Origin of the sequence: Paenibacillus sp. FSL R5-0341 (assembly GCF_037975235.1) — a bacterium.
In the GTDB taxonomy this organism is placed as follows: Bacteria; Bacillota; Bacilli; order Paenibacillales; family Paenibacillaceae; genus Paenibacillus; species Paenibacillus amylolyticus_A.
In genome coordinates this window covers 3,359,109-3,376,041 of record NZ_CP150241.1, presented here as the reverse complement: position 1 = coordinate 3,376,041, position 16,933 = coordinate 3,359,109, and the positions used below count along the sequence as shown (strand labels likewise).

At 42.7% G+C, this 16,933-nt stretch carries 17 protein-coding genes; 9 read left to right on the top strand and 8 right to left on the bottom strand.

Annotated features, from left to right (window positions below):
- Positions 1 to 151: 151 nt before the first annotated feature.
- On the top strand, positions 152 to 553 hold the full coding sequence (locus MKX75_RS15090; RefSeq protein WP_339165867.1) for an extradiol dioxygenase: 402 nt from the start codon (positions 152 to 154) through the stop codon (positions 551 to 553).
- A 30-nt stretch (positions 554 to 583) separates the two neighbouring features.
- On the opposite strand, the gene MKX75_RS15085 is transcribed toward MKX75_RS15090, so the two are convergent.
- Positions 584 to 1,762 (bottom strand): MFS transporter, encoded by a 1,179-nt coding sequence (locus tag MKX75_RS15085; protein ID WP_339165866.1) that lies wholly within the window; start codon positions 1,760 to 1,762, stop codon positions 584 to 586.
- Positions 1,752 to 2,591, bottom strand: coding sequence for an SDR family NAD(P)-dependent oxidoreductase (locus tag MKX75_RS15080; protein ID WP_339165865.1), 840 nt, complete (start codon positions 2,589 to 2,591; stop codon positions 1,752 to 1,754). Before MKX75_RS15080 ends, MKX75_RS15085 begins: the two co-directional genes overlap by 11 nt.
- 157 nt (positions 2,592 to 2,748) lie before the next feature.
- Between MKX75_RS15080 and MKX75_RS15075 the strand changes: the two genes are divergently transcribed.
- Complete coding sequence (locus MKX75_RS15075) at positions 2,749 to 3,648, top strand: LysR family transcriptional regulator (protein ID WP_339165863.1); 900 nt, start codon at positions 2,749 to 2,751, stop codon at positions 3,646 to 3,648.
- Positions 3,649 to 3,673: 25 nt separating this feature from the next.
- On the opposite strand, the gene MKX75_RS15070 is transcribed toward MKX75_RS15075, so the two are convergent.
- The gene (locus MKX75_RS15070) at positions 3,674 to 4,570 is read right to left on the bottom strand and encodes an AraC family transcriptional regulator (RefSeq protein WP_339165862.1); all 897 of its coding nucleotides are present in this window, start codon (positions 4,568 to 4,570) and stop codon (positions 3,674 to 3,676) included.
- A 154-nt stretch (positions 4,571 to 4,724) separates the two neighbouring features.
- Between MKX75_RS15070 and MKX75_RS15065 the strand changes: the two genes are divergently transcribed.
- A complete protein-coding gene (locus MKX75_RS15065; protein ID WP_339165861.1) occupies positions 4,725 to 5,657 on the top strand; it encodes a DMT family transporter in 933 nt (310 codons plus the stop codon).
- Positions 5,658 to 5,818: 161 nt separating this feature from the next.
- Here the strand turns inward: MKX75_RS15065 and MKX75_RS15060 are convergent, their stop codons facing one another.
- Positions 5,819 to 6,499: a TetR/AcrR family transcriptional regulator C-terminal domain-containing protein gene (locus MKX75_RS15060; RefSeq protein WP_339165860.1), complete on the bottom strand. Its 681-nt coding sequence runs from the start codon at positions 6,497 to 6,499 to the stop codon at positions 5,819 to 5,821.
- A 136-nt stretch (positions 6,500 to 6,635) separates the two neighbouring features.
- On the opposite strand from MKX75_RS15060, the gene MKX75_RS15055 reads away from it, so the two are divergent.
- The 5 genes from MKX75_RS15055 (at position 6,636) to MKX75_RS15035 (ending at position 12,023) form a co-directional block, all read left to right on the top strand.
- Positions 6,636 to 7,988 (top strand): MATE family efflux transporter, encoded by a 1,353-nt coding sequence (locus MKX75_RS15055; protein WP_339165859.1) that lies wholly within the window; start codon positions 6,636 to 6,638, stop codon positions 7,986 to 7,988.
- 111 nt (positions 7,989 to 8,099) lie between these two features.
- Entirely contained in the window at positions 8,100 to 9,266 is a 1,167-nt protein-coding gene (locus tag MKX75_RS15050) for a glycosyltransferase family 61 protein (RefSeq protein ID WP_339165858.1), read from the top strand.
- Positions 9,267 to 9,512: 246 nt separating this feature from the next.
- A complete protein-coding gene (locus MKX75_RS15045; RefSeq protein ID WP_062834562.1) occupies positions 9,513 to 10,259 on the top strand; it encodes a metal ABC transporter ATP-binding protein in 747 nt (248 codons plus the stop codon).
- Between the two features lies 1 nt (position 10,260).
- Positions 10,261 to 11,094 carry a metal ABC transporter permease gene (locus MKX75_RS15040; RefSeq protein ID WP_062836048.1) on the top strand — a complete coding sequence of 278 codons (834 nt, stop codon included), beginning with the start codon at positions 10,261 to 10,263 and terminating at the stop codon, positions 11,092 to 11,094.
- Positions 11,091 to 12,023, top strand: a complete 933-nt coding sequence (locus MKX75_RS15035; RefSeq protein ID WP_062834561.1) for a metal ABC transporter substrate-binding protein — start codon at positions 11,091 to 11,093, stop codon at positions 12,021 to 12,023. Before MKX75_RS15040 ends, MKX75_RS15035 begins: the two co-directional genes overlap by 4 nt.
- A gap of 54 nt (positions 12,024 to 12,077) precedes the next feature.
- On the opposite strand, the gene MKX75_RS15030 is transcribed toward MKX75_RS15035, so the two are convergent.
- The 3 genes from MKX75_RS15030 to MKX75_RS15020 all read right to left on the bottom strand — a co-directional run bounded on the left by MKX75_RS15030 (position 12,078) and on the right by MKX75_RS15020 (position 15,001).
- Entirely contained in the window at positions 12,078 to 13,073 is a 996-nt protein-coding gene (locus MKX75_RS15030; protein ID WP_339165857.1) for an alpha/beta hydrolase, read from the bottom strand.
- Between the two features lie 157 nt (positions 13,074 to 13,230).
- The gene (locus MKX75_RS15025) at positions 13,231 to 14,529 is read right to left on the bottom strand and encodes an NCS2 family permease (RefSeq protein ID WP_339165856.1); all 1,299 of its coding nucleotides are present in this window, start codon (positions 14,527 to 14,529) and stop codon (positions 13,231 to 13,233) included.
- Positions 14,530 to 14,872: 343 nt separating this feature from the next.
- Positions 14,873 to 15,001, bottom strand: a complete 129-nt coding sequence (locus tag MKX75_RS15020) for a DUF6254 family protein (protein ID WP_222126790.1) — start codon at positions 14,999 to 15,001, stop codon at positions 14,873 to 14,875.
- Between the two features lie 181 nt (positions 15,002 to 15,182).
- Here MKX75_RS15020 and MKX75_RS15015 point away from each other — a divergent pair, with 181 nt between their 5' ends.
- Positions 15,183 to 16,034 (top strand): aldo/keto reductase, encoded by an 852-nt coding sequence (locus tag MKX75_RS15015; RefSeq protein ID WP_062834558.1) that lies wholly within the window; start codon positions 15,183 to 15,185, stop codon positions 16,032 to 16,034.
- Positions 16,035 to 16,225: 191 nt separating this feature from the next.
- On the opposite strand, the gene MKX75_RS15010 is transcribed toward MKX75_RS15015, so the two are convergent.
- Positions 16,226 to 16,930 (bottom strand): ankyrin repeat domain-containing protein, encoded by a 705-nt coding sequence (locus MKX75_RS15010; RefSeq protein ID WP_339165855.1) that lies wholly within the window; start codon positions 16,928 to 16,930, stop codon positions 16,226 to 16,228.
- Positions 16,931 to 16,933 lie beyond the last annotated feature (3 nt).

The window sequence follows — 16,933 nt, the reverse complement described above, 5'->3', positions numbered from 1 at the left end:
CCACCATCACCTTCCTTTCAAATTATCCCTCACTTAGGTAAGTTAGGTAAGCGTTATGGTTATTATATAGAGAACACTCTGAGGGTTCAAACCCTGCTAGAAGTAGAGTATAGTAAACGTAGTTGAAAGTATATATAAGGGGGCTGCAGCCATGTCACAAAAAATCTGGATGAACCTGCCGGTGAAAGATGTTGTGAAATCCACTACCTTTTTCAATGCGATTGGATTCCATGGGGAGAATGTTGGTAACGAGAGAGCCCAGCTTGTCATAGGTTCAACAACGATTCTGCTGTTTCCGGATGCAACGTTCGAGAAATTTACAGGTGCCAAAATTGCAGATACTTCCCAAAGCGCAGAAGTCATATTTTCCATTGGCGCTGACAGCAGAGAAGAAGTTGATGCATTTATTCAAAAAGTAGAGATTGCTGGAGGAACCATCTTTGGCAAGCCAGGTGAAATAGACGGCTGGATGTACGGCGCGGGATTTGCCGACCTGGACGGTCACCGCTGGAACCTGTTGTATATGGATGAGAGCAAAATGCCCAAAGGCTAATTTCCAACGCCGATCACTACGTTCGTCTGCTTATCCTTCGACATTTGAACTCTTTATTCGACCAGTCATGGAGATTCTGAAGTAATTCGTTACAATACTAAATATTAGAAATACGATTCCTCCAACTACAATATATTGTGTACTTATTCCAGTTAAGATTAGTCCACATACACTAGCGCCAAGTGTTGTTCCCAGGTTGGAAGAGGTTAGAAAGATCCCATTCGACAATTCGGGTGCCTCTGGTGCTGCAGATACCACCCAATATTGAGTAATGTTGCCCCCTATGCCTCCTAAGATTCCCCAAATGAAAATAAGGAAGGCTGCTGGCACGCTGAATTGTCCGAAGGTGAACAGCAAGATGTAAACAGCAATTAGTGCAATTGGATACATCTTGACTGTTCTTAACGGGTGATTAGCGAGCAGTTTCCCTGCCAGCATGTTCCCAACCATATTGGCCAAGCCATATAGAAATAACATCACACTAACGGTGTTCCAGTCATATCTGGTCACGGTTTTCAGAAACTCGGCAAGGTAACTATAGACCCCAAATACGGCTCCGTTCATGAAGATCACACCAGCAATGGATAGCCAAATCACGGATCTTCTCAATACATACAGTTGAGTACCGATCGAGATTCTTTTCGTAACTGGCATTGAGGGCACGAACAGAAGTGTTGCTACGAATGCGACGACTGTTACGGCGGCAAAGAACAACATCGCATAGAACAACGATGTGCTGGTAGCAATCAAGCTCGAAAGGGGTACTCCAAGCACCATGCCTGCTGACACGCCAACAAATACTTTAGCCACAGCCTTCGGCGCTTCTTCCTTGGGGACTGACGCCGCAGCGACGGTAAATGCCAATGAGCAATAGACAGGATGGAAAAAGGCCGGAACGACACGTGCAATGACCAATACTGTAAAATTTGATGTTATGGCGGAGACCAGGCTTCCCACAATAAAAATGCCAAGCACAATCAACATGACATGCTTGCGGTTCATGCCCGAAAATAATAAGGGTAAAATCGGACCAGATACAGCAACCGCAAGCGCAAAAAGACTCACAATTAAACCAGCGGTTGAGATACTGACCTGGTAATGTTCTGCAATCAAAGGCAAGATTCCGATTACGCCCATTTCCGTATTTAATATACCGAATACACCAAAGGTCAGAATGAATACAAGCAGGTGGTTTCGTTTAGTCGTCATATGCCATGGACCTCGACAGATCACGGTAAGCATTGATCTGGAGCTGCAGATCAGCAATTTTTTGCTCTGCAATGTCGATCGCGTCGGCTCCTGCAATGAAGCGTTGCGGCGGTTGGGCCTCGTTTGCAATTTGAAGGAGAGCATTGGCAAGTTTTTTTGGATCTCCAGGCTGCTGCCCGTTTTGATTATTGAAAAATTCCAGATGACCAGCTCTCCGATCATCATAGTCCTCAATCGAGGGCTTAGCGAAAGTCGAGGATGTATCGGTAAGAAATTCTGTTCGGAAAAATCCGGGATTGACTATAGTCGTATAAATACCGAATGGAGCTACCTCAGGAGTCAGTGCCTCCATCCATCCCTCAAGCGCAAATTTCGCTGCACTATAGGCCGAATTAAACTCAAATCCTGAAATGCCAGCGCCCGAAGAGATCGAGATAACATGTCCTGAACGTTGGGTGCGCATCACAGGTAATATGGCCCGGGTAACGTGCATGGAACCAACCAACGCCACCTGTAGCTGATGTTCAATCTGATCAGGGGTCAGTTCCTCAAAATACCCTCCACAGAAATGTGCCGCATTATTTACGAGTACATCGATTGCCCCGAACTGTTCAATTGCCGCTTTGACTGCGGAATGTGCATCTGCAGGCTGGCAAACATCTAACGGGACAACTATTACATTCTCGGAATCACCGATCGCACGAACCACCGCATCGTGATTCCGGCCGGTAGCCACAACCTTGTGTCCAGCATTTAAAGCAGCCTTCGCAATAGTTGTGCCCATACCTCGACCAGCGCCAGTAATAAACCATACCTTTGTCTTATCCATATCCTTCATTCCCTTCAGTTTCTTCTCTATTTGCCTCGCTCTTTAGTTTAGCGTTTATACACCATATAGCAAATACTCATATCTTATATCAAGATATGCTTGAAAGGCATTTCTCAAGGGTTTATTGTAGAGTTTAAAGGATATAGGAGGAGTTAAGATGGAGATTAGAGTATTGCGTTATTTTCTTACGGTCGCCAGAGAAGGAAGCATTACTCGTGCTGCTGATTTCTTGCATGTTACGCAGCCAACCCTATCCAGACAATTAAAAGATCTTGAACAAGAGCTGGGAAAAAAATTATTTATTCGCAGTAGTTACAGTGTTATTCTCACGGATGAAGGTATGCTCTTAAGAAATAGAGCTGAAGAAATTGTGGGTATGGTCGATAAATTGGAGGCAGAATTTGAATCCATGGAAGAAACCATAAGTGGAGATATTTATATAGGCGGTGGAGAAACCGAAGCCATGAAACAGATTGCAAGGGTGGCAAAAGACGTGCAGAATGAATATCCCAATATACGCTATCATCTATACAGCGGGAACGAAGATGATGTAACTGAACGGCTTGACAAGGGGCTTCTTGATTTTGGTATTCTAATCCAGCCAGCGGATGTCTCCAAATATAACTATATTAATTTCTCTGACAAGGATGTTTGGGGAGTTGTTATGAGAAAAGAAAGTCCACTCGCCTCCAGAGATACGATTCAATCTACAGACTTATTACATCTTCCACTGATCTGTTCACGACAGTCAATGAAGCAGACGTTTTCAAAAAATGAGTTTGCGGACTGGTTTGGTGAAGATTTTGACAAATTAAACGTCGTTACTACCTACAATCTTGCATATAATGCTGCCATTATGGTTGAAGAAGGCATTGGTTATGCATTAACACTTGATAAAATAGTGAATACGTCTAGTGAAAGCGACCTTTGTTTCAGACCCCTAGAGCCGAGACTTGAATCTGGCTTGAATATGGTTTGGAAAAAACATCAGGTCTTTTCGACTGCTGCGGATTTGTTTTTAAAAGAAATTCAGGCAAAATTTCAAAATTCGCTATAAACGTAAAAGAATATTCGTTTAGCGTTTATGCATGACTATCAGGGTATGGAGAGCACCGAAACTCTTTCGGTGTTTTTTCTTCGTGCTTTCTGAAAGACTGGATAAAGTGGTTCACGTGATTAAAGCCTACTTTTTCCGCAATCTCGGTTACTGTATCATTCGTCGATAATAAGAGATCTTTGCTCTTCTTGATTCGGTATTTGATCAAATACTCGTATGGTGTCATGTGAGCCGTTTTCTTAAAACATCGGGTACACTCTGAAATGCTCAAATGTGCTACATCAGCAATCTCACGAAGCGTGACCGGATGAGCGTAATTTTGATGGATAAAACTGAGCATTAACTGTAATCTTTCCTGCTGACGCTTCTCGCTTCTTGGGGTTTCTCCGGAAGGAACTGAAATATTGGATATTAATACAAACCATAACTGTACCGTTTTAATTGAAATTTCATATTCCCATCCCCATTTTTTCTCTGCATTAAATGTCTCCCTCATATCCCAAAGCATGTCTAATATCTGTGTTTCCCACTCCGAATCTTTTTTAATCACAAGCGAAACCAAAGAAGAATTGGTATAAGGCAGTACATAATTTTTTTCCATTGCACTGTCTACATGAAAGGCTAATAGCTTTTCTGGAAAATTGAAACTAACATATTGACCATCATGTGTAAGCTCTGTTGTGATATGAAGAATTCTCTTGTTGATCAGGATCGCCTGACCCGTTTCCAATGTATGATCAATTCCGTTAATTTGAATAACCAGCTTACCTTTCGTGACTAATGTGATCTGTAGATCTTCGTGCCAATGCAGATCGTTGAAGCCTCTGCCTTCGGGGATACTTGCATGACGTGTATGTGTGTACATGATATAGGGAAACGAAACATCGGAATACAAAATATCCTCATAAAGTTGCTTCACCATGCTATGATGTTCCTTTCTTTGACGATATATCTATATTATATAGCGATTTAGTTGCACGAAATTCACAAAAATAATGATATTATTATATCAAATCTTTGACTTATCACAATAGCCTGTGCACAGACGACCGGATAAGAACTTTGGAGGCTTATATGTGAAAGATAATAAATTGTCGCTGCTTTTTCATCCTTATGTATTGCTTTTTATCGCCATTTTGTCGGTATCCGTCTCTTCAATCATGATCAAATCTTCGGATACTCCGACCGCTATAGCCGGTATGTACAGGCTGTATATATCAGCCATTATTATGCTTCCGTTTATCCCTTGGAAAACGATTCGTTTCTTAAAAATGAATTCAAAGGATTGGATTACAGTTTTTCTGGCTGGCCTGCTGCTGGGTCTATATTTCTTGTTTTGGATGGAATCGCTGGTATATACCTCTGTGGCTAGTTCCATGGTCATTCTAGCGCTGCAACCTTTGTTTGTGATGATCGGGTCATACTTTATGTTTAAGGAAAGAGCAAGTATACCTACCGTGCTATGTTTGATTACCGCCCTATTCGGTTCGGTGATTATCGCCTGGGGAGATATTGGCGTGTCAAGAGAAGCTCTGATCGGAGACGGTCTGTCACTGATAGGAACCATACTGGTGTCGGCGTATATGCTGGTGGGACAGAAAGTGAGTCGGAAAATCGACGCTAATATATATAGTGTTGTTGTCTTTATTATTGGCGGAAGTGTCCTGCTGGTCTACAGTTTATGGAATAACCTTTCTTTGACCAATTACGAATCATCCGATTGGATGTACTTCCTTCTACTTGCGATCATCCCCACCATTTTTGGTCAATACATTTTCAATCTACTGCTCAAATCCATTGGGGCAACAACGGTTTCTGTAGGCATTATCGGTGAACCTGTTCTGGCCATTATGCTGGCTTATCTACTGTTGGGAGAAACCATCTCTCCTTTTCAATTCATAGGCGGATTAATTACGTTGTCAGGCATGCTGATGTACTTTGGGCTGAAATCTTACCATATCCAACTGCCCAAGTTCCTGCGCTTTAATCGATTTAGAAAATTAGGATAATAACCTGATTTCGAGCTACCAAATGGTACTTCGATCGGATGATAAGAAGAAACCCACTGGAGTTTTATACTCGGTGGGTTTCTTGTTTTAAAACATTAGTTCTATATAGAACTAATGTTTCTCCTATATGGTTGAGTTTAATCGGCTCAGATCGTGGCGTTCTACTTCTCTTCTTCCTTTATCACTTGTTCGATGCCCAACAGAATCAGCTTCAAGCCGAACTCAAACGCTCCGTCGGTTCCCATCACCTCAAACAGACCATTATTATACATCCTGCTGAATAGTCCAGCTTCCTTCTCACTCATAGAGTCCAGGAGGTTGATCATCTCTTCACCCTGAAGTGCTTCCTGGTCCTTAAGAACAGCAGAAATATTGCGCTGATGCTGATAATCATCCAGTACGAAATAGAATACATAGTTCACAAGCGTGAGAACGGCCTGTAATTTCTGCTCTTGCTCTAGTGGTGTTGATTCCATACAGAGCAACATGCGGTTGGTAAATCGAATCATGTCCGGTTCGTGGGGCAGCGTCATCATCATGAGTTGTGTGGAACACGGGTATCGGCTGAGCACACTCCTTACGGTGATCGCAAGTCCCTCCATCTGCTCCTTCCAGTCCCCTTCAGACTGAAACTCGTCCAATATAATTTTTGATATCTGGTTGGCCAGCCGTTGGTAGAGTGTCTGCTTGCTCTTGAAGTACCAGTATAGAGATGGAGCCTGAATCCCCAGCTTGTCTGCCAAGCGTCTCATGCTGAATTTCTCGATGCCTTCCTCCGCCAAAAGCTCCCACGAAGTTTCCAAAATCTTATCTTCCGAAATCTGAGGCTGTTGTTTTTTCATCGATATCCGCCCTTTTATCTAACAGTGTAAGTTTGTGCTTTACAGGTTCATAGGTTCATGATAACATCTAACACTGTAAGGTTCAATCTAACGGTGTTAGATTAGATCAATATTAACGAAGAAAGTAGTGACTCACATGGATGCAGAAAACCTCCATTACTTTGAAAAAGCACCAATCGCCAAAGCCGTAGCCCACTTTGCTGTTCCAATGATGCTAGGCACCTCAATGAGTGTCATCTATTCCATCTTGAATGCCTATTTCCTTGGCACACTGGGGAATACAGCAATGTTAACCGCACTCGCACTAACGTTGCCGTTATTTGCGGTCATTATGGCGCTTGGCAACTTAATTGGCATCGGCAGCGGTACATTCATCTCTCGTTTGTTAGGTGAGAAAAAGATTGATGATCTGAAGCATGTATCCTCATTTGCCTTTTACAGCAGCTTAGTTCTCGGACTTATCGTGATTGCCGTGGGCCTCCCATTGATCGAGCCAATCGTTCATGGGCTGGGGGCAACGCCTGAGTCCTTCGGATTTACGAAAGACTATGTCACGGTTATGCTGATTGGTTCACCATTTGTCATATTATTCTTCACGCTGGAGAATATTGTGCGCTCAGAAGGTTCAGCAATCACGTCGATGATCGGCATGATTCTCAGTGTTGTCGTGAATATTATTCTCGATGCGCTGTTCATCTTTGTCTTCCATTGGGGCGTGATTGGCGTTGCATCTGCTACCGTCATCTCCAACTTGGTTGCGAGTGCATTTTACGCATTCCATATGAGTTATAAGAGTCAATTCTTAACCGTCTCCCTGAAATGGTTCAAGGTGACGAAGGACATCCTGAGCAATGTGTTCAAAATCGGTGTTCCCGTCTTTGTTATGAGTGTTTTCTTGGGTGCGATGTCGCTTATTCTTAACCTTTTTCTTAGCGAATATGGCGATCAGGCTATAGCGGGGTATGGAATTTCATCACGTTTATTGCAATTTCCCGAGTTTATTCTGATGGGCTTGTGCGAGGGAGTCGTGCCGTTAATTGCCTTCTCATTCACAGCAAACAAATTACGCATGAAGCAAACCATTGGATTTACGATTAAATCTATTATGGGGTTGGCCGTCGTGTTCGGCGTTATCGTCTATCTGATCTCCGACCACTTGATTGGTTTATTTACGACTGACCCACAATTAATAGAAATGGGTAGCTACATTCTTCATGTGACCTTCTTATCTTTGTTCATTACAGGAATGACTTCTTTGTTTATGGGGATCTTCCAAGCAACAGCCCAAGGAACCGCCGCGTTTATAATGTCCATCATTCAAGGAATTACGCTAATTCCTGTATTGTATATCGCTAATCAAACAAACGGCTTTCATGGAGTGATCTGGTCACTTGTCATTGCTGATGCCGTCGCGTTCCTTGTTGGTGCCATCATGCTATATGTTTTGCGAAACAAATTGCAGCCGGATCTGGAACATTTGGTACAGTAATTGTGCAAATGGTAATAAGAACAACTACGTCCTCAAGTTCGATACCTATATCCCCATCTTCGTCCCCTTTGAGTACTGTTTGCATAACTTAGCATCATAGTAACAAGGGTCATGGAGGGACAAAGAGTGAATGATATGTGCAGTAACGCTAAATCGACAGACGAGAGTCCAAAAAAGTTCGGTTTCTATAGAGACATTATGGATTGGATCGCTTCCGTTGCCCCCGGCGGTGAAGAAAGGATTGCCCCTTTTGATTTTGGCGGAGCCGCTGAATTCAAGATTCCGAAAACCCTTGAAACGGAGATTCACCGTTATTTGATGCCTTATACCCTTCATCCCCAAGGTGGGTATGTTGCATATATATCGAATGGACGTGTTTGGGGAACATCAGGCGCTATCCTGACATCCGACGGAAAACTGATCTTTGAGCTATCCCCGGAATACGATGGACGACAAAACAGAATGATGACACTGGAAGAACACCCCGCCTTGCATCGGAGGAAGGCACAGGAACATCATCGTCTCCATGGGACTGCTGCGGTTTTGACTTTTTGCGGGAGTCATAATTATTTTCATTGGTTATATGATGTTCTGCCTCGACTGGGTATGCTTCGAATGCTAAATGTTCCTTTTGAATCCCTCATCATGAACCCGAATCCTCATGGATCTTTTGTGAAAGAAACGTTATCTATGTTTGGCGTATCGGAATCAACCGTGATTCGTACTAGAGATGATCGGGAATATCAGGCCGATCGATTGGTCGTGCCTTCCCTAATGATGAATTCCCATTATCCACCTTGGACAACAGCTATCCTTCGGACGTTTATGTTACCCAAGCGCGATACAACAATCCATTCTCCTGTTCGTATTTTCATATCTCGAAGCAAAGCCTCTGCCCGACGAATAGCTAATGAGGATAAAGTCATCCGGCATTTGGAGACGTATGGGTTTATTCCTGTTTGCCTGGAGGATTGGACCGTAGCGCAGCAAGTTCAGCTCTTTGCTTCTGCACAAGCAATCGTTTCACCACACGGAGCGGGATTGGCCAATCTTGCTTTTTGCAGTAAAGGAACGCTAGTTATCGAAATTTTTCATATCCGGCATATAGTACCTACGTATTGGATGATCAGCAACCATAACAAACTTGATTATTATATGATCTATGGGCAAGAGGACGGGACGAGACAGGACCGTTTTTCGGGAATGGAAGACTTCTCCGTGGATCTGGCTCGACTGGAACAAACTCTTTATTTAGCTGGAGTAACACATCATAAATGATCAGCATCAGCCCTTCTCTTCTTTTCATGAAACTATAGAAGGGTTTTTGTTATGCCATAAAAGCCATACGTTGTGATTCAATCGTTGTCTTCACAAAATATTTTGTGGTTGACAAAAAGCCCGACTCAATAATATATTGATTAAGGAAATAAAGTTTCCCTGAGGAAACAAACTAGCGCTTGCGAATGTTTTTTATACTAAGGAAATATATTTTAATAGAGTCAACGTTTGAAGGGGCGAAGAACCATGATACAAATCAGTCAACTGAATGTGGATTACTTTGGTAATCCTGCGCTTCAAAATGTAGATATCGATATTCCACTCGGATTCACGATCGGCATCATTGGACCTAATGGAGCGGGAAAATCGACGTTCATCAAATCTTTATTGGGCGTCATCAAGAAACGTACGGGTAACGTTACCGTTAACGGCACCGCGATTGCTCAGGAAAAAAAGAACATCGCATATGTACCACAGAAAAGCGATGTTGATCTGACTTTTCCCATCACGGTACGGGACACGATCCTGACAGGAACGTACCCTAAGCTGAAGCTTTTTCAAAGACCGGGAAAAAAAGAAAAAGCCTACGTGGACCACTGTATGGAACTGGTGGATATCGCTGATCTGGCGAACAAACAAATTAGCAACCTCTCCGGGGGACAACTGCAACGGGTATTCATTGCAAGGGCGCTCGCCCAGCAGGCAGATATCTTCTTCCTGGATGAACCATTTGTAGGTATTGATCTCGTGAGTGAAAGAATCATTGTGGATCTGCTGAAGAATCTTCGGGAGCAAGGAAAAACAATCTTAATTGTTCACCATGACTTGCATGAGGTTGAAGAGTATTTTGACAAGATCATCATTCTCAACAAAAAACTGGTTGCTTTTGGAGACGTATCTAGCACGTTTACAACAGAGAACATACAAGCCGCATATGGATCATCTCTAGGTAATATCCAGATTAAAGGGTTGGGAGATGTTCAGAATGATTAACATGTTGTCAACATGGCTTGATATTCCGGTATATGCACTGAACGCAGGTCTATCTGCGATAATATTGGGGATTGTATCAGGGGTACTCGGCAGCTTTATCGTGCTTCGGAAAATGTCGTTGATGGGTGATGCGTTGTCACACGCTGTTTTGCCTGGAGTAGCCATATCCTACATCTTGGGGATCAACGTACTGCTCGGCGCGTCAGTGTTCGGACTCATTGCAGCAATTCTGATTCAATTTATCACCAACCGCAGCACGATTAAAAGCGATACGTCTATCGGCATTGTTTTGAGCTCATTCTTCGCATTAGGCATCGTTCTCATTACGTTTGCGAAAAGCGGTCTGGACTTAACACATATTCTGTTCGGTAACATTTTGGCGGTTCCTCAGTCAGAATTGGCGCAGTCCTTTATCATCATGCTTGCCGTAATCGCTGTTGTGTCCTTGTTTTACAAGGAGTTGTTGATCAGTTCGTTTGATCCGGTCGTGTCAAAAGCGTACGGATTGAACACCAACTTTTATCATTACTTGCTCATGCTTCTACTCTCCGTCGTTACCGTCTCTTCCCTGTCCCAAGTGGGGATTGTACTGGTCATTGCGATGCTTGTTATACCGGCAGCGACCTCCTATCTATGGACTAACAAATTGCTTCACATGATCATCTTTGCTTCGATCTACGGAGCAGTATCCGGAGTCGTTGGCGTAATACTTAGTTTTGAATTCAACCTGCCGACGAGTGCAACAATTGTCCTTGTTGGTGTGAGTGGTTTCGCCATTTCGTTTATTCTGTCTCCGAAAAACAACTTTTTTAAGAAAGGATTGAAAGCACAATGAAAAAACAAATGATTGGTGTTTTTATTGCCCTTATGGTTATTCTATCTGCGTGTTCCGATACAACATCCAATAGCACGGAGGCATCGACCACTCCAGAAGATAAATTAAAGATTGTAGCTACATATTCCGTTATTGCGGATATGGTAGAGAATGTTGCAGGTGACAAAGCCGAAGTATACAGCATGGTTCCCATTGGAACCGATCCGCACATGTATGACCCTTTGCCACAAGATACGAAAAAAATATCAGAGGCAGATCTGGTCTTCTATAACGGACTTAACCTTGAGACGGGAAAAGGTTGGTTCCAGGATCTCCTGAAGGTTACTAACAAAACGGACGCTGCGTTCGTAGTTTCGGAAGAAGTAACACCGATGTATCTTAGCGAAGCAGGCAAAGAAACGCAGGAAGATCCACACGCTTGGCTGGACATTCAAAACGGAATCAAGTATGTGGACATCATTACGAAGCGGATCATTGAGAAAGATCCTGAAAATGAGCAGTATTATTTGGACAACCAAGCTGCCTATGTTACCAAATTAGAGGAAGCCGATCAGTATGCCAAAGATCAAATTGCCAAAGTTCCCGCGGATAAGCGGATTCTGGTAACAAGTGAAGGTGCATTCAAGTATTTCTCCAAGGCTTACGGCTTTGAAGCGGCATATATCTGGGAAATCAATACGGATAGCCAAGGTACGCCTGATCAGATGAACCGGATTATTGATATTATCAGAACCAACCAGATTCCAGCTCTGTTTGTAGAAACTAGTGTTAATCCCAAGACGATGGAGACGGTATCTACTGAGACAGGTGCCCCTATTCACTCAAAAATCTTCACAGACTCCCTGGCTAAAAAGGGCGAAGATGGAGACACATACATCACCATGGTCAAATGGAACATCGACAAAGTAACAGAAGGTTTGTCGCAGTAAATAAAAAAACGGGTCACCTTGAGGTGACTCGTTTTTCTATGTTTTTTATTAAAACTAATTACTATTCGGTTGAATTTGTTTCATGTATGATTTAAATTCCTCGGCAATTTCTTTGAATTTCGTATGATGCAGGTAATGTGATCCCTCCATTGGGATTATTTTGCCCTGTGCCGATTGTTTCACTTGTTCTTCATGTAGCGGAATCCACTGTGGATTGTGCTCGTTATTAGATTGTACAAAGAGAAGCATCGGCAGATCACGAGGGTAAGTGAGTTTTTCTCCATTTTTGAAATTGGAACCCAGGTGTTTAAGCTCATCGATCAGTGTCGGATTCGTCGAGACTTGATTCGCGATCAACTTCATCTGTTCTTTGGTATGTTCATCGTATGCAAGTGATTTATAGGAATCTCCGCTCACTTTTTGAATCACTCTCATTAGACCTGATTTTTGCAGGAACTTCATTAAGTTTAAAGGTAATTTAACATCCATGCCGGGTTGATTTGGAACACTGCTATCGATCCCGACAAAAGCAGAAACTTCATCCGGATACTTATTCACATAAGTCGCCGCGTATAATCCAGTGATAGAATGCCCCATCAGAATATAACGATCAATGCCGAGCTGCTGTACAGCTTCATGAATTTCGCTGACGATATTCTCCGTTGTTCTCTCCGTCTCGGTTTGGTCGCTTAATCCATAACCGAAGGGCTCGATCGCTACAACTTTATAATCAGAAGTTAATTCATCGATTAACAATTTGAAATCAAGTACAGGTGACGGGGTTCCTTGTCCAGGCAAAAGCACAATGGTTTGTTCCCCGCTGCCTTGAATGGACACATTCATATTTTTCCCATCAACATTGACATATTGGCCATACGATTCAATTTTCTTCTTCTCGATCCCATTACTGATTGTATGAACGACAAACGTAATACCCATGAATAGCACCAGCGCGCCGACAATACCTCCAATTATTTTTAACCATAAGTTCCGTTTTTTACGGCCCTTAGTCCCCGTTGTTGTTATATCTACTGTTTTTGCCACATCCATCTTCTCCTGTCTTTATATCTGTAGAGCCGCTCTTGCGACATAGGTATAGTGTAACCATGGAAGATGTACCCTTCGTGACGGGAATATGAACTGAATATGAACAAACAAAAAAAGAGAGCTGCTTGTTTAGAGCAGTTCTCTTTTTGATTAGACCATTTTAGTGGTCCAGGAATACAAGCTGAATGAAGAACAATACCGCAAAAATGTAGAATATCGGAGGGACATCTTTACCTTTTCCACGAAGCAGCTTGAGTACCGGATAGAAGATGAAGCCTACGCCGATACCTGTCGCAATACTATGCGTCAACGGAGTAAGGATGATAATCAGGAAGGCCGGAAATGCTTCTTCGAGATCATCCCATTTGATTTTGCTGATAACGTTAATCATAAAGTACCCAACAATGATCAGTGCCGGAGAAGTAATCGCCGGAATGCTTGAAATTACACTTACGATCGGTGTGAAGAACAACGTCAGCGCAAGCAGCACACTTACCGTTACCGCCGTCAGTCCCGTTCTTCCCCCTGCAGCTACCCCTGTGCTGGATTCGATGTAAGCCGATGTTGGACTTGTTCCGAGCAAAGCACCGCTGGTTGTTCCTACGGCATCTGCCAAAAGTGCGCCACGCGAGCGTGGAAATTTACCTTCCTTCAGCAATCCTGCTTGTTCAGCAACGCCGAGCATCGTGCCCGTCGTATCAAACAGCGTGATCAGCAGGAACGTAAATATGATCGTATACAAGCCATTCGAGAATACACCTGCGAGATCCAGTTGCAGAGCCGTTGACGCGAGGCCTTGCGGCATGGATACAATCGATTCCGGCATTTGGAATAGTCCCATGATCCAGGCAAGTATCGCTGTAACGACCATGCCGATGAACAAGTAACCTTTCACATTATAAGCCATCAGCACAACGGTGATAATCAATCCGATAATGGTCAGATAAGTCATTGGCTCTGCCAAGTTCCCGATCGTAATCAAATTCGATTCTGAATCGGCAATAATGCCGGCATTTTGCAGACCTACCGTTGTAATAAACAACCCGATCCCTGCTGTTATTGCATGTTTTAAACTTGCGGGAATTGCATCAAGCAACATGTAACGGAATGAAGTAAGCGATAAAATAATAAACAAAATCCCTGCTATAAATACAGCTCCCAGTGCAACCTGCCAAGACACGCCATATCCGGCAACTACACTATAGGCAAAGAATGCATTCAGACCCATACCCGGCGCAATGACGATCGGATAATTGGACCATAGCCCCATAATCAGAGTTCCGACAATACTTGCCAGTACCGTTGCTATGAATACTCCGTTAAAGTCCATGCCCGTACTGCTGAGTATTCCTGGGTTTACGATAACTATGTATACCATTGTGAAGAATGTTGTAACCCCTGCGATAATTTCTGTAGGGATGCTCGTGCCTCGTTCTTTAAGTTTGAACCATTTGTCCATGGTAAAGCCAGCCTCCAACTTTCAAATTATACTCCAAAGCTAAAAACAAAAAATCCTAATCTTCATATAGGATTGTAATATTATCGCTCCTATATTCGTCGTTAGGATTTAACAGCTAAGTCTAAACCAAAACTAAGGATACCCATATCTGTTTTAACCTGAAGTCCATTTCGTATTCTAATAAAAATAACATGTAATGTCAACGAATTAACGATTTGTTCACAGTTATTTACGAACTATATGGATATTCCAAGTGTTGTTCATTCGTTTTTAGAACGGGAAATCACATGTTATCTATAAAGGTAAAGAAAGACTGCCGGCATGTTCTCCGACAGTCTTTTGCTTAACTTGTAGTATGTTTCTCTTCATATTCGCTGGACAATTCTTTTAGCGATTTGATTTTACCATGGGGATGCTGTTCTTGCTTTCGTGACTTCCAGGCAGCTTCTTTTCGTTTCTTCTGGTTAGCCATAAAAGATATCCTCCTCTGGAATTGAGATATATACTACTTCTTTATGATGTCATTCCTGAATAACTTTATTCTTCATGCATAGGTAATAAGAGAAATAGGCAAGCATATAAGACAAATTAGATATCGGTTCTGAGATCAGGAATGCAATAATATAGACATGCTATAACTGGAGGGAAAATACATGGAAAAAGTAACTTTAAATAATGGTGTTGAAATGCCGATCCTCGGCTTTGGTGTGTTTCAGATTGCAGATGCAAACGAGTGTGAACAAAGTGTTATAGATGCCCTATCGGCAGGTTACCGACTCATTGATACAGCCGCTTCTTATTTAAATGAGGAAGCCGTGGGTAGAGCCATTAAACGTAGCGGTGTGGCGAGAGAAGAATTATTTGTTACAACGAAACTTTGGGTTCAGGATACAGGTTATGAACGTACAAAATTAGCATTTGAGAAATCCTTGCAACGATTGCAATTGGACTATTTGGATTTATATTTAATTCATCAGCCTTTTGGAGACGTACATGGCTCTTGGCGTGCAATGGAGGAATTGTACCGTGAAGGAAAAGTGCGTGCAATCGGAGTAAGTAACTTCCAGCCTGATCGTCTAATCGATTTGATTCTGCAAAACGAAGTAACTCCTGCTGTAAACCAGGTCGAAACGCATCCCTTCAACCAGCAGATCTTAACTGGACAATTCATGAAAGAAAATAATGTTCAGATCGAGTCTTGGGCACCTTTTGCTGAAGGGAAAAATGACTTGTTCCAGAATGAGGTACTGGTATCTATAGGTGAAAAGTACAACAAATCGGTCGCTCAGGTGGTTTTGCGCTGGTTGACCCAAAGAGAAGTCGTTGTCATTCCAAAATCGGTTCGTAAAGAAAGAATTATTGAAAACTTCAATATCTTTGATTTCGAATTAAGCCACGAAGATATCGAGTCGATTACTGCGCTAGATACTAAGCAAAGCCTGTTCTTCTCACACAACGATCCTGAAATGGTGAAATGGATTAGTAATCGCAAGCTGGATATCTAAATATATAATCATCCAATTGAATATAATGTAAGTTCTAATCCTGTTCTTGCTTGGATGTGGATTTGGTTCTTTATACTACAAAAAGCCGCTATTATAGCGGCTTTTGTGTGTAATACGATGATCTGGTCCGGCATCAATTCCCACCGAAAACTGAACATTAGCTTGTATTTCTTTGACCATAAAACAGTGATCTACCTCGCACCAGCCCCAACCAAAATCTCTTCAATTTCCTTGAAGCCTTTATTCTTCGCGTGACTGAGCGGTGATATCCCATCACGATCCGGTATGTTGACATCTGCTCCGTGTTCAATGAGTAATAGTATCGTCTCCTGCTGCTGTACATTGCCATCGTTAAGAATGATTGCTTCGAGTAGTGCTGTCCATCCCAATTGATTCACATGGTCCACATTCACCGAAGTTTGAGTCAGTAGTTCTTGCACTACATCCACATATCCATGCTCCGAAGCTGGAATAAGTGCTGTCCCTCCATATCGATTCGTTATCGCTGGGTCCGCTCCCGCCTCAATTGTCAGCTTCAAAATATCCAAGTATCCTTCAGCGCCAGCATACAGAAACGGGGTGTTTTTCATATTGTCCTGTATATTCACATCTGCCCCCGCTTCAATTAACACTTTAGCCGATGTTAGATCATTATTGTAGGTTGCAATCATTGTAGCGGTTCGTCCACTCTGACCTTGAGCATTGATATTGGCACCTGCTTGAATCATTTGTTCGATGCGTTCCGTATCGCTGGCCTCTACTGCCTTGAACAGCTGTTCATCTGCTGAAGTCATGGCCTCTTCCTCCACGTTGGAGTCGTTTCTCATTTCAGGCACGCAGCCTTGGACGATTAACATACTGCTTATCAGGACAACGATGATCAGCGATTTACTCATACT